Annotated in this window: 10 protein-coding genes; 8 read left to right on the top strand and 2 right to left on the bottom strand. The window is 60.9% G+C overall.

What is annotated here, in order from left to right:
- Window positions 1-85: 85 nt before the first annotated feature.
- From phnC to FHT82_RS06380, 8 genes are all read left to right on the top strand, one after another.
- Window positions 86-931 carry a phosphonate ABC transporter ATP-binding protein gene (gene phnC / locus FHT82_RS06415; RefSeq protein WP_183729146.1) on the top strand — a complete coding sequence of 282 codons (846 nt, stop codon included), beginning with the start codon at window positions 86-88 and terminating at the stop codon, window positions 929-931.
- Between the two features lie 87 nt (window positions 932-1,018).
- The gene (gene phnD, locus FHT82_RS06410; protein WP_183727535.1) at window positions 1,019-1,927 is read left to right on the top strand and encodes a phosphonate ABC transporter substrate-binding protein; all 909 of its coding nucleotides are present in this window, start codon (window positions 1,019-1,021) and stop codon (window positions 1,925-1,927) included.
- A 165-nt stretch (window positions 1,928-2,092) separates the two neighbouring features.
- Window positions 2,093-3,058, top strand: coding sequence for a phosphonate ABC transporter, permease protein PhnE (gene phnE, locus FHT82_RS06405; protein WP_183727533.1), 966 nt, complete (start codon window positions 2,093-2,095; stop codon window positions 3,056-3,058).
- Window positions 3,059-3,065: 7 nt separating this feature from the next.
- Window positions 3,066-4,412, top strand: a complete 1,347-nt coding sequence (gene phnE / locus FHT82_RS06400; RefSeq protein WP_183727531.1) for a phosphonate ABC transporter, permease protein PhnE — start codon at window positions 3,066-3,068, stop codon at window positions 4,410-4,412.
- A 137-nt stretch (window positions 4,413-4,549) separates the two neighbouring features.
- Window positions 4,550-5,245: a DUF1045 domain-containing protein gene (locus FHT82_RS06395; protein WP_183727529.1), complete on the top strand. Its 696-nt coding sequence runs from the start codon at window positions 4,550-4,552 to the stop codon at window positions 5,243-5,245.
- Window positions 5,246-5,258: 13 nt separating this feature from the next.
- Window positions 5,259-6,398: an alpha-D-ribose 1-methylphosphonate 5-triphosphate diphosphatase gene (locus FHT82_RS06390; RefSeq protein ID WP_183727527.1), complete on the top strand. Its 1,140-nt coding sequence runs from the start codon at window positions 5,259-5,261 to the stop codon at window positions 6,396-6,398.
- Window positions 6,398-6,994: a phosphonate metabolism protein/1,5-bisphosphokinase (PRPP-forming) PhnN gene (phnN, locus tag FHT82_RS06385; RefSeq protein ID WP_183729143.1), complete on the top strand. Its 597-nt coding sequence runs from the start codon at window positions 6,398-6,400 to the stop codon at window positions 6,992-6,994. Before FHT82_RS06390 ends, phnN begins: the two co-directional genes overlap by 1 nt.
- 11 nt (window positions 6,995-7,005) lie before the next feature.
- Window positions 7,006-7,518, top strand: a complete 513-nt coding sequence (locus FHT82_RS06380) for a GrpB family protein (RefSeq protein ID WP_183727525.1) — start codon at window positions 7,006-7,008, stop codon at window positions 7,516-7,518.
- A gap of 15 nt (window positions 7,519-7,533) precedes the next feature.
- Here the strand turns inward: FHT82_RS06380 and FHT82_RS06375 are convergent, their stop codons facing one another.
- On the bottom strand, window positions 7,534-9,882 hold the full coding sequence (locus tag FHT82_RS06375; protein ID WP_183727523.1) for a DNA translocase FtsK: 2,349 nt from the start codon (window positions 9,880-9,882) through the stop codon (window positions 7,534-7,536).
- Between the two features lie 276 nt (window positions 9,883-10,158).
- Window positions 10,159-13,158, bottom strand: coding sequence for a DNA polymerase I (gene polA, locus FHT82_RS06370; RefSeq protein WP_183727521.1), 3,000 nt, complete (start codon window positions 13,156-13,158; stop codon window positions 10,159-10,161).
- Window positions 13,159-13,409 lie beyond the last annotated feature (251 nt).

Genomic DNA, 13,409 nt, shown 5'->3' with positions numbered 1-13,409 from the left:
ACTTACACAAAACTGACACGCGAGGTTCATGAAGCGGGACTAATGCGATCCCATAAGCAAGCCTGAAATGCGAGGGAAGAGCATGATGTTCGAACTGAAGAATGTCACACGCCGGTTCGGAAAGAAGCTCGCTGTCGACTCCGTGACGCTGGACATTCCTCAGGGCCAGATGGTCGGCATCATCGGCCGTTCCGGCGCCGGCAAGTCCACGCTCCTGCGCATGATCAACCGCCTGCAGGAGCCTTCCTCCGGCACGATCCATTTCGGTGGTGTCGAGGTTTCCGGCCTTCGCGGCCAGGCGTTGCGCAACTGGCAGCGCGACTGCGCGATGATTTTCCAGCAGTTCAACCTCGTGCCGCGTCTCGACGTGCTGACCAACGTCATGCTCGGCCGTCTGAACCATCGCTCGACGATCCTTAGCCTGCTCAACGTCTTCAGCCGCGAAGAGCGCATCCACGCGATTGCTGCATTGGAACGTCTCGGCATCGAGCAGACGGCGCTGCAGGCGGCCGGTACGCTCTCGGGCGGCCAACAGCAGCGCGTCGCCATAGCACGCGCGCTGATGCAGAAGCCGAAGATGGTTCTCGCCGACGAGCCGATCGCCTCGCTCGACCCGCTGAACGCCAAGATCGTCATGGACGCCCTGCGTGACATCAACGAGCGCGAAGGCATCACCGTCATCACCAACCTGCACACGCTCGATACGGCCCGCAACTACTGCGAACGCATCGTCGGCATGGCTGGCGGCCGCGTCGTTTTCGACGGAAAACCGTCCGAACTGACCGCCGAGGCCGTGAAGGAAATCTACGGCACGGACAAGGACGGCGCGGGCATCGACGAGACGATGACCTCGACCGCGATCAACATGGTTCCGAAAGGAGCCGAAAACCAATCCGCCGGCAACCAACCGCTGGCGCTGGCCGGTCTGTGAGAGGGACGGCCGTGATCGAATGCCCGCGTCAAGGGCAGATTTCTTCGTAACAGACGACCGGGCGCCCGGTCATTCAGGAGAGAACCCATGTTGAAGAAAGCACTTTTTGCGGCTACGGCGATCCTGTCGCTCGCAGCCGGCGCGGCCAATGCCGCTGACCTCAAGGAATTCCGCGTTGGCATCCTCGGCGGCGAAAACGAAACCGACCGCCTGCGCAACTATGCCTGCCTTGCAGACCACCTGAAGCAGGAATTCGGCTTCGAGAAGGTTTCGCTCTTCCCGGCTGCCGACTATGACGGCGTTATCCAGGGCCTCCTCGGCGGCACGCTCGACTTCGCCGAACTCGGCGCTTCCGGCTACGCATCCGTTTACATCAAGGACCCGAAGGCTGTTACGCCGATACTGACGACGCAGCAGAAGGACGGCTCCACGGGCTACTACTCGATCGGTCTCGCCCTGAAGTCTTCCGGCATCAAGACGATCAAGGACGCCAAGGGCAAGAAGCTCGGCTACGCTGATCCGGACTCCACCTCGGGCTACCTCGTTCCGCTGACGCAGATTCCGAAGGACACCGGCATGCCGAACGACAAGTTCTTCGCTTCCACGCAGTTCAACGGCGGTCATGAGAACAACCTTCTCGCCGCCTATGACGGCAAGGTTGACGTTGCTGTCGACGATAGCTCGGGTATCGGTGACTTCAAGGACGGCTACACCTCCGGCACCTTCCGCAAGGAAGTCGACAAGGGCGCCGTCGACCCGAACAAGCTGGTCGAAGTATGGCGTTCGCCGCTGATCCCGAACGGCCCGCTCGTCGTTCGCAACGCTCTCGGCGAAGAGTGGCAGAAGAAGCTCACCGCCTTCTTCACGGCCCTGCCGGAGAAGGACCACAAATGCTTCGCAGCCATCGAAGGCGGCGACTACAAGGGCTACTCCCCGGTCAAGCACGACTTCTACAACGCCGTTGTCGAGGTTCGTAAGGCTGCTATCGGCGGCTGATTGCGCCATGCATGGACAGGGCGGTCGGCAACGGCCGCCCTTTTTCTTGCGACTACAGCGCCGCGCGTCAGACGCGCAAAGGACGCTGTGGCACTTTAAATCGCTGCATAATTTCATCCTTAAATCGAGCCCGATTCAAGGAATCATGCAGTAGGCGAGGCGTTCATGACTATTGCCGATACACAGCCGCATGTGCCGATGCAGAGCACGAAGGAAATCGCCACCGCCTGGGACAGGATGATCGCCAGGCGGCGTTTCTACACTGCTCTCGGGCTGGTGATCCTCGTCGTCGCCTTCGTCAGCTCCGTGCGCTTTGCCGACGAGAGCAATGCCGGTCACTTCTTCGAGCGCCTGCCACATTTGTTCGACTTCCTGAGCTGGCTTATCCCGAAAGACTGGACCGATGTCTGGCGCGCGCTTTTCGATATAGCGAGCCCGAACGACAAGGGCGGCGAAGAATTCAACTTCGCCAATGGCCGCGTCTATGTCTGGGGCAGCTTCTACATACCCGAATATTTCGAGCTGATGATCATCACGATCAATATCGCGCTCGTTTCGACCATCATCGCCTTCATCTTCGCCGTTCCGCTCAGCTTCTTTGCGGCGCGCAATCTGACGAAGAACTGGCCGCTGCGCATCTTTACCAAGCGCATCATGGAATTCCTGCGCGCCTTCCCGGAGATCGTCATCGCCGGCCTGTTTTCGGCGATCCTCTCGATCGGACCGGTGGCGGCCATCATCGCCATCACGCTTCATACGATCGGCGCACTCGGCAAGCTCTTCTATGAAGTCGCCGAAAACATCGACATGAAACCAGACGAAGGCATGCGCGCCGTCGGCGCCAACTGGCTGGAGCGTGTCCGTTTCGCCGCTCTGCCGCAGGTCATGCCGAACTATGCGTCCTATGCGCTGCTGCGCCTTGAGATCAACGTGCGCGCATCGACCATCATCGGCGCCGTCGGCGGCGGCGGTATCGGTGAAGAGCTCAAGCTTTCCATTTCCCGCGGCTTCGGGGCGAAGACCATGGCACTCGTCCTGCTGCTCTTCGTGACGATCGTCGCGGTCGACCAGTTCTCCGCCTGGCTGCGCCGCCGCCTCGTCGGCGAACACGCCTTCCTCCTGCAACATTGAGGCTGCCATGACGGTCATCGACGCAAACCGCATGCATGAGATCGAAACGCGCTATCCGGAATATTTCCACCGGTCCTTCCGTCAGCGTTTCGGCGGTCTCCTCATTGTGCTCGCCACGATTCTCTACGGCATCTATGCCGTCTGGTTCTTCGATCTGCCGAAGCTCATCGCCGAAGCCCACTGGGAGCGTTTCGGCATCTATATGAGCCAGTGGATCAGCTATGACGTGCAGCCGGAATTCCGTATCCAAGACGATGGCACGATCCAGACGCGCTACCCGCGCTTCTCACCGCTTGGCGACGATCCGCATCCGGATTGGCTGAAAACCAATGCAGATGGCAGCATCACGGTCCTCGTCAGCGGCAGCGGTCGCACGGTGACGGTCAGCAAGAGCCAGACGACGATCGTTGCCCATGGCATCACGGTGCCGGTCGATGTCAGCAGCGGCGCGCCGAAGGTCGTCGGTCCGATTCCAGGCTGGATGACGGTCTATGACGACAACGTGCTCGCCAACCTTGGTTTTGCAGGAGATGTCAGCATTTCCGTCGACCGCGTGAAGGTACGCAAGCGATTTATCGGCTGGGCGAATTTCGTCTTCGATACGCAGTCGCCCTTCTTCGACAAGCCGGCAAGCGAGGTCATCAGCCTCATAGTCTCCGGCCCGCGCATCCATCCCGATCAGTCGAACCTGTCGCTCGCTTTCGACAATATCTGGAACAACAGCGAATGGCAGCATGGCGATGTCTGGACCAAGCTGTTCCAGACGATCGTGATGGCCTTCCTCGGCACGCTGCTCGGCTCGCTTGCGGCCTTCCCGCTCGCCTTCATGGCAGCGCGCAACATCACGCCGAACAGGTTCCTCAATCAGGCGCTGAAACGTTTCTTCGACTTCCTGCGGTCGGTCGACATGCTGATCTGGGCGCTTTTCCTGACGCGCGCTTTCGGTCCTGGCCCGCTTGCCGGTTCCGGCGCCATCTTCCTCACGGAGACCGGCACGCTCGGCAAGCTTTACTCGGAAGGCCTCGAAAACATCGACAACAAGCCGCGCGAAGGCGTGAAGTCGACGGGCGCCTCGACCGTGCTGGTGCATCGCTACGGCATCATGCCGCAGATCGTCCCTGTTATCGTCAGCCAGACGCTCTATCAGTGGGAATCGAACGTACGCGGCGCGACGATCATCGGCGCCGTCGGTGCCGGCGGGATCGGCCTCAAGCTCTGGGAAGCCATGCGCACCAATTCCAACTGGGAAAACGTCGCCTACATGGTCATCCTGATCCTGATCGTCGTCTTCCTGTTCGATACCGCATCGAATGCGCTGCGCCATCGCCTGATGGGCACCAAGGCCGGTCACTAAACCGAAGTAAAGATGATGACGGGCTGCCGTCATCATCATTCTGTCATGGAAATCTTTTAGCCGGAGCATGCTTGCGGTTCGCAGCCAAATCACTGCACATTGCGCTCCCCGTTCGGACGATCTCCAGGATAAAAGCCTTGCGCTACGCTCTCTATTTTTCGCCGTCCAAGGATGATCCCCTGACGGATGCCGCCTCCGTCTGGCTCGGCCGCAATGCCTTTACCGGCGAGACCTATCCTGCGCCCGGCCACGAGACGCTGTCAGCCAGCGAGCAATTCGAACTGACGGCCGATCCACGCCGGTACGGGTTTCATGCGACGATCAAGGCGCCCTTCGCGCTCGCCTCCTCCGTCACCGAAAAGGACCTGATGGCGGTCGCCGAAGATTTCGCCGCCAAGACGCCGGCCTTTGAAATTCCGGAACTTGTGCTCGGCCAGCTCGGTCGCTTTTTCGCGCTCGTGCCGGGCTCGCTGCATGAGCCGCTTCAGGATTTCGCGGCAAAGGTGGTAAAGTCTTTCGAGCCATTCCGGGCAGCACTCTCCGAGGCCGATATTATCAGGCGCAAACCGGAAAGGCTCTCTGAGAGCCAGCGCAATAATCTCATGCGCTGGGGCTATCCATATGTCATGGATGACTTCGGCTTCCATATGACGCTGACCGGCCAGGTGCCGGAAGAGCGGGCGGGAGTGATGAAGGCGATCCTGACGGAGCGTTTCGCAGGTTTCACTGGTAGGCCGCTTCATATTTCCGGCATTGCCATCTTTAGCGAGGAAGCGCGCGGCGCGCCTTTCAAAGTCCACACATGGCTGCCTCTCACTGGCGCCAGAAGCTGAAAGATTTTCTGACATGAGCAAAGAGACCGTTCTTTCAAATGCCCGCATCGTTCTCGAGGACGATATTCTTTCGGGCTCAATCCTGATCCGTGACGGCAAGATCGCCGACATTTCGGAAGGCAGGTCGGTAGCCGGCGAGGATTTCGAGGGCGACTACATCATTCCCGGCCTCGTCGAGCTGCACACGGACCATCTGGAAGGCCACTATTCGCCGCGTCCGGGCATCCGCTGGAACAAGACGGCGGCCATACAGGCCCATGACGCGCAGATTGTCACCTCGGGTATCACCACGGTCTTCGACTGCCTGCGCATGGGTGCTGACGAAGATGGCGGTTTCGAGCATGGCGAGATGCGCGAGATGGCCGACGCCATCCAGTCGGCCGAGAAGGAAGGGCGCCTGCGCGCCGAGCATCTCATCCATCTCCGTTGCGAGGTTTCGGCCGACAACGTGCTGCAGCACTTCGCCGATTTCGAGAACGATCCCTATGTCCGGCTCGTCTCGCTGATGGACCACGCGCCCGGCCAGCGCCAGTTCCAAACAATGGACCAGTACATCTTTTACTATCAGAAGAAGCGCGGTCTTTCCGACGAGGAATTTGCCCGTTTCTGCGCCAGACGCATCGCCGAGTCCGATCGCAATTCGACACCAAATCGCGACGCGATCTCCAAGGTCTGCGCCGAACGCGGCATCACCGTCGCAAGCCATGACGATGCCACATCTGCCCATGTCGATGAGGCGATCGAAAACGGCGTGCGCCTAGCCGAATTCCCGACCAGTATTGACGCAGCCCGGCTGTCGCATGAAAACGGCATGAGCGTTCTGATGGGCGCACCGAACATCGTGCGCGGCAAATCGCACTCCGGCAATATCGCCGCACGCGATCTGGCGCAGCTCGGCGTTCTCGACGTGCTTTCGTCCGATTATGTGCCGCTCAGCCTGCTGCATGCGCCCTTCATTCTTGCCGACGAGGTTGAGGGCATTACCTTGTCGAAGGCAATTGCAATGGTGACGGCAACGCCGGCGCGCACCGTCAGCCTCAACGATCGCGGCCGCATCGAAACCGGCCTGCGTGCCGATCTCGTCCGCGTTCACCGTTCGCATGGCGTGCCGGTGACGCGTTCCGTCTGGCGCGAAGGACGCCGTGTCGCATGATGATGTCACACGAGCCCCATCCGGGCGCCGGTGCCGAACGTGGCATCATGGTCGTCGTCGTCGGTCCGAGCGGTGCCGGCAAGGACACGCTGATGAACCTTGCCGCCCGGCATTTCGATCGCCGGGAGGACGTGCATTTTGCCCGCCGCGTCATCACTCGCGAAGGCGATGCCGGCGGGGAGGATCACCTCGCCGTTTCGGATGCGGGATTCGCATCGATGGAGCAGTCCGGTGCCTTTGCCGTGTGGTGGGAGGCGCATGGTCTCAAATACGCCATTCCGGCAGAAGTTTCCGTCTCGCTCGCCAGGGGCCACATTGTCGTTGCGAACGGTTCGCGTTCGGCGCTGCACCGTTTCCAGGCTGCCTTCCCGCGGCTGAAGGTCATCAATGTGACGGCCCGCCCGGAAGTGCTGGTCGGTCGCCTGGAAGCGCGCGGCCGCGAGACGCACGAGGACATCATGGCCCGCCTCGCCCGCGGCCCGCTGACGGTGCGCGGCGACTACGATGTCGTGGAACTCGACAACAGTGACTCGCTGGAAGAGGCCGAGCGCAAGATGATCGACATCCTGGATGGTTTCCTGAAGGAAATCGTCTGAACGAGACAGGGATGAGAATGGCCATTTGTGTCGTCGACTATGATCCGGAATGGCCGTCTCTCTTCCGCCAGATCGTCGGCGAGCTTAAGCCGATTCTCGCCGATCTCACCCCCGTGTTTCATCACGTCGGCAGCACGTCCGTCCCTGGACTGGCGGCCAAGCCGAAGATCGATCTGCACGCGGCCTTTGAGAATGCGGATGTCCTTCCCGAGGCGATCGAACGTGTGCAATCGCTCGACGCCTACACCTTCCATGGCGACAAGTACCAGCAGCAGACCTGGACCTTCACCAGCGGCAAGGGCTCGTACGGTGCGCGGCTCTATCTATCCACGACTGACAATGCCGTGCTGCGAGACCGGATCGCGTTTCGCGATTATCTGCGTTCGCATCCGGAAAGAGCAAAGGCTTATGCCGCTCTCAAGCTAAAGCTCATGGGCGAGGCCAATGACGACTGGGATTATTATACCGGCGGCAAGCGTGACTTCGTGCTGGAGACGCTGCGGCTGGCCTTCGAGGAAGGGTAACCAGCCGCGCTCCGATTATTCGTTATCGCCGCGGCCTGAGACGATCTCGCGCTTGCCGACATGGTTTGCCGGGCCGACCAGCCCTTCCTTTTCCATGCGCTCGACCAGCGAGGCCGCACGGTTGTAACCGATGCCAAGGCGGCGCTGGATGTAGGACGTCGAGCACTTCTTGTCGCGCATGACGACCTTGACCGCCTGCTGGTAAAGCTCGTCGCCATCCTCAGCGCCCATGGCACTCTTGTCGAAGACGGCGCCGTCCTCTTCATCCTCGGCTTCTTCGTCCTCGCCGGCCGTGACGGTATCAAGATATTCCGGCCGGCCCTGCGTCTTCAGATGTGCCACGACCTTCTCGACTTCGGCGTCGGAAACGAAGGGGCCGTGGACACGGGCGATGCGGCCGCCGCCCTGCATATGCAGCATGTCGCCCTGGCCGAGCAGCTGTTCGGCGCCCTGCTCGCCGAGGATCGTGCGGCTGTCGATCTTGGATGTGACCTGGAAGGAAATGCGGGTCGGGAAGTTCGCCTTGATCGTGCCGGTGATGACATCGACCGATGGACGCTGGGTTGCCATGATGAGATGGATGCCGGCGGCACGCGCCATCTGCGCCAGACGCTGGATCGCGCCTTCGATCTCCTTGCCGGCGACCATCATCAGGTCGGCCATTTCGTCGACGATGACGACGATATAGGGCATCGGCGCGAGATCCAGCTCCTGCTGCTCCTCGATCGGTGCACCCGTCTGCCGGTCGAAGCCGACCTGGACCATGATATGGATGGTCTCGCCCTTTTCGCGGGCCTGGGAGACGCGGCCGTTATAGCCGTCGATGTTGCGCACGCCGAGGCGCGACATCTTGCGATAGCGTTCTTCCATCTCGCGTACCGCCCATTTCAGCGCCATGACGGCCTTCTTGGGGTCGGTGACGACGGGTGTCAGCAGATGCGGGATGCCATCATAGACGGAGAGTTCCAGCATCTTGGGATCGACCATGATGAGGCGGCACTGCTCCGGCGTCATGCGGTAGAGCAGCGACAGGATCATCGTGTTGATGGCGACGGATTTGCCCGAGCCGGTCGTACCGGCGACCAGGAGATGCGGCATCTTGGCAAGCTCGGCGATCACGGGTTCGCCGCCGATCGTCTTGCCGAGGCCGAGCGCCAGCTTGTAGCCGCTCTTGTCGAAATCCTCGCTCTCGATCATTTCGCGGAAATAGACGGTCTCGCGCGTCGCATTCGGCAGTTCGATGCCGATGACATTGCGGCCGGGGACGACAGCTACTCGGGCGGACAGGGCCGACATGGAGCGGGCGATATCATCCGCAAGACCGATGACGCGGGACGACTTCACGCCCGGCGCCGGCTCGAATTCATAGAGTGTAACGACCGGACCTGGGCGGACATGGATGATCTCGCCCTTGATGCCGAAATCCTCCAGCACGCTTTCCAGGAGGCCGGCATTCTGCTCCAGCGTTTCTTGCGACATGATCTCGCCGAGCCGCTCCGGAGGCTCCTGCAACAGGGCACGTGGCGGGAATTCGTAGCCGGAAGCGTCGACCTTATCGACGACAATGCGTGACGGCCGAACCGGGGATAGGACCGGCGCTGCAATCGCGACACGCGGCGCGGGCGGCAGATCCGGCTGCGGCTGCACCACCGGGCTCTTGGCGACCAGCGTCTCGGTGATCGGGGTCTGGGCGACCGGAGGCTGGGCCACGGATGCTACGACAGCCGGCGGACGAGTGGTTCTGACCGGGGCAGCGGCAACGGGTGCGCGCGGCATTACCGGCGCCGGATTATGCCGGCCCGGACGCCATTCCATGATCCGGAAGCGCGAGGTGATCGATTCAGGTTCGGCCTGCGGCAATGCGATGACTGGGGCGATGACCTGAACACGCGACGGCTCGGCATCGGTCTCCTCGAACGCCATGACTTCCCAGAAAGCAAAATCCGAAATGGAGGAAAGCTCGGACGCTGCGCGCAGCGCAGTTTCGACAGGCGCTGCGGCAGCGGGCTGCAGCTGAGGTTCCGGCTGCGGTGCGACGATCGGTTCGGCCACTTCGGGCAGATAGATATCGAAGGGTACGTTCACCGTGATCGGCGCGCGCATCTGCGGTGCTGCTGAGGGTTGCGGGGGAGGTGCAACGACCTCCGCACGAACCGGCTCTTCCGGCGCGCGGCGCTTGCTGATCAACGTTTCCGGTGTGCGGGTGAAGCGGACGTTCGGGGCGAGCGAGAAATTGCTCTGCCAGAGCGGCGGCACCGGCTTTTCGCCTTCATATTCCACGGGGGCATTTTCCACGCGATGTTCAGCTTCCAGTCCGGAAGAGAAATCTCCGGCATCCGTCAAATTGGTTCTGGGAAAACGCATGCGACAGCTACTCACTCATGCCTAGTAAATTCGGACATCCTTCCGGATAGAAAATGAAGGTTAATAAGTTCCTTCCAGCCGTCCCGTTGCGGGACGGTCAAAAAGAGGAAACATCATCAATTTCAGAGGCTTGAGTCGAAGGGAAAAATCTTTGGGGCAATCTGACGAAGCGCGTTAAAGCGTGTCGCGATCTCCAAGACTCGCTTGCCACGCCTTAAGCACTTATTTTCGCATGTCATTGTCGCAAAATCGCTGCACAATTTTGCGCGACATGCCTTAATGCGCCTCGTCCCAATTGGTGGCGGCGCGTGCGTCGACCCGAAGCGGCACGCGCATTTCGAGCGCCGGCGAGGCGGCGTTTTCCATGACCGAAACGATTGTCGGCATCGCCTTTTCGACATCCTCGTCTTCGACCTCGAAGATCAATTCGTCATGCACCTGCAGGAGCATGCGCACCCGATCGGCAAGGCCTGCCTCGGCGAGCGCCGGCTCGATCTTGATCATGGCGCGGCGGATGACGTCGGCGGCCGAACCCTGGATCGGCGCGTTGATGGCAGCACGTTCGTTGAAGGCGCGGACGGAAGGATTGGACGAGCGAATTTCCGGATAATTGATTCGGCGGCCGAAGATCGTCTCGACATAGCCCTTGTCGCGGGCCATCTGCTTGCGGCTTTCCATGTAATCGCGGATGCCGGGAAAACGTTCGAAATACTTCTTGATATAGTCGCCGGCTTCCGAGCGCTCGATGGAAAGCTGGTTGGCGAGACCGAAGGCGGAAATACCGTAGATGATGCCGAAGTTGATCGCCTTGGCGCGGCGGCGCACCTCGGCCGGCATGCCCTCGACGGGAACGCCGAACATTTCGGAGGCGGTCATGGCGTGGATGTCGATGCCGTCTTCGAAAGCGCGCACGAGCTGCGGGATCTCAGCGACATGAGCGAGCACGCGCAGCTCGATCTGGCTGTAGTCGGCCGAGATCAGCTTGTGGCCGGGCGATGAAATGAAGGCCGTGCGAATCTTGCGGCCTTCGGCGGTGCGGACCGGAATGTTCTGAAGGTTCGGCTCCGAGGAGGAAAGGCGGCCTGTCGTCGTCGATGCCAACGAATAGGAGGTGTGCACCCGCTTCGTTTCCGGATGGATGTAACCCGGAAGCGCATCCGTATAGGTGGATTTCAGCTTGGTGAGCTGGCGCCAGTCAACGATCTTGCGGGGCAGCTCGAAGCCGGCCGCCGCCAGGTCTTCCAGCACGCTTGCCGAGGTCGACCATTGGCCGGTCTTGGTCTTGCTGCCGCCGGCAAGGCCCATCTTGCCGAACAGAATGTCGCCGAGCTGCTTGGGAGAGCCGATGTTGAACCTCTCGCCGGCAAGCTGATAGATTTCATCCTCGAACCTGGCTGCACCCTGAGCCAGTTCGCCCGACAGGCGCGACAGAATCTGGCGGTCGACCGTGATGCCGCGTTCTTCCATGCGCGCCAGAACAGATACGAGCGGACGTTCCAGACGCTCATAGACACGCGTCAGCTGAGTAGCTGCAAGGCGCGGCTTCAGCACCATCCAGAGGCGCAGCGTCACGTCGGCGTCTTCGGCGGCGTAGTGGGTCGCGCGCTCGATATCGACGAGGTCGAAGGTGACGTTCGACTTGCCGGAGCCGGCAACATCCTTGTAGGCGATCGGTGTGTGGCCGAGGAATTTTTCGGACAAGGGGTCCATGCCATGCGCGCCGGTGCCGGCGTCGAGCACGTAGGATATCAGCATCGTATCGTCGAAACTCTTCGTCTCGATGCCGTAGCGCTTCATCAGCAGGTAGTCGTATTTCAGGTTCTGCGCCACCTTGAGGATCGATTCATCCTCCAGCAGCGCCTTCAGTCGCGACAGCGCATCGCCCATCGGGATCTGGTTATCGGCAAGGCCGCCGCCGAGCAGGTCGCCAACGCCCGTCTTGTGGCCGATAGGTACATAGGCGGCGCGGATGCGTGTGCCTGTCGGATCGGCAGTGTTATCGGCAATCGCCAGGGAGAAGCCGACGAGTTCGGCCTGCATCGCATCGAGCGAGGTCGTTTCCGTATCGAAGGCGACGAGGCCGGTGTCCCGCGCGTCGGCGATCCACCGATCGAGGGTCGCAAGGTCGCGGATCGTCACATAGGAGGAATGGTCAAACGGCAGGGTCGCAAAGGCCTCCGCGCGCGCCTTGGCAAGATCGGCCGGCGCAAACGTGCCTTCGACCGCAGTTTTCGCCTTTGCACGCGGCGGAACCGCGACGGCTTCGCCACTTACGTCAGGGACAGCGCCCGCGACAGGCTCCGGCTCGGCTGCATCGAGATCCGGGCCATGCGCTTCCGCACCCCATTCGATCTTCACGAAGGCAGGCTCGATCTCGCTGGCATCGCAATTGCAGACTTCCGCGACACGGCGCGTCAGCGTCGTGAACTCCATGGTCTTCAGGAAGCCGATCAGCTTGGGGCCGTTCTGCGGCTCCAGGATGAGCGCGTCGAGGTCAAGCTCCAGCGGCACGTCGGTGCGCAGGCGCACCAGCTCGCGGGAGAGCTTTGCCTTGTCGATGTTTTCGAGAATCGTCTGGCGACGCTTTTCCTGCTTGATCTCGTGGGCACGCTCGAGAAGGGTATCGAGATCGCCATATTCGGCGAGAAGCTGGGCGGCCGTCTTGGGACCGATGCCTGGAATGCCCGGAACATTGTCGACGGAATCGCCGGTCATGGCCTGCAGGTCGATCATCTTTTCCGGCGGCACACCCCATTTCTCGATGACATCGGGGATGCTGATCTGCTTGTCCTTCATGCTGTCGTACATGTGGACATTGGTCGTGACGAGCTGCATCAAGTCCTTGTCGGAGGAGACGATCGTCACGTCGGCGCCGACGGCTTCGGCCTGGCGGGCATAGGTGGCGATGATATCGTCGGCTTCGAAACCTTCCGTCTCGATGCAGGGAAGATTGAAGGCGCGCGTCGCCTCGCGGATCAGGCCGAACTGCGGCACCAGCTCTTCGGGCGGCGCCGAACGGTTCGCCTTATACGCGTCATAGAGATCCTTGCGGAAGGTCTTCGACGAATAGTCGAAAATGACGGCAAGATGGGTCGGCGTGGCGGCCACATCGGTGCTGCGTGCATCTCTCAGCAGCTTCCAAAGCATGTTGCAGAAACCCGAGACGGCGCCGACCGGCAGGCCGTCGGATTTGCGCGTCAGCGGGGGCAATGCATGAAAGGCCCGGAAGATGAAGCCCGAACCGTCGACAAGGAAGAGATGATCGCCTTTTTTCATGGCAGCATGGATAGCGCGGCGGTTCTTCGAGGTCCATATAAACTTGGTTGTGCAAAAAGATTCCGCCTCACCAAACTGTTACCAATTTGTAATAGGCGGTTTTTTCCCTTTCCCTTGAAAAACCACAATCTCAATCACAAATCTGGCTTACCGGCGTTTGATCGCGCCGCGGGTCTGATAGCCGGCTTGTCCCCCGCCCGCGTCAGGCTTGGACAAAGGCCTCATCCCCCTCTCCGGGCCTTTGTCCTCAT

Origin of the sequence: Rhizobium sp. BK275, from assembly GCF_014193555.1 — a bacterium.
GTDB lineage: Bacteria > Pseudomonadota > Alphaproteobacteria > Rhizobiales > Rhizobiaceae > Rhizobium.
This window is presented reverse-complemented; position numbering and strand designations above follow the sequence as displayed.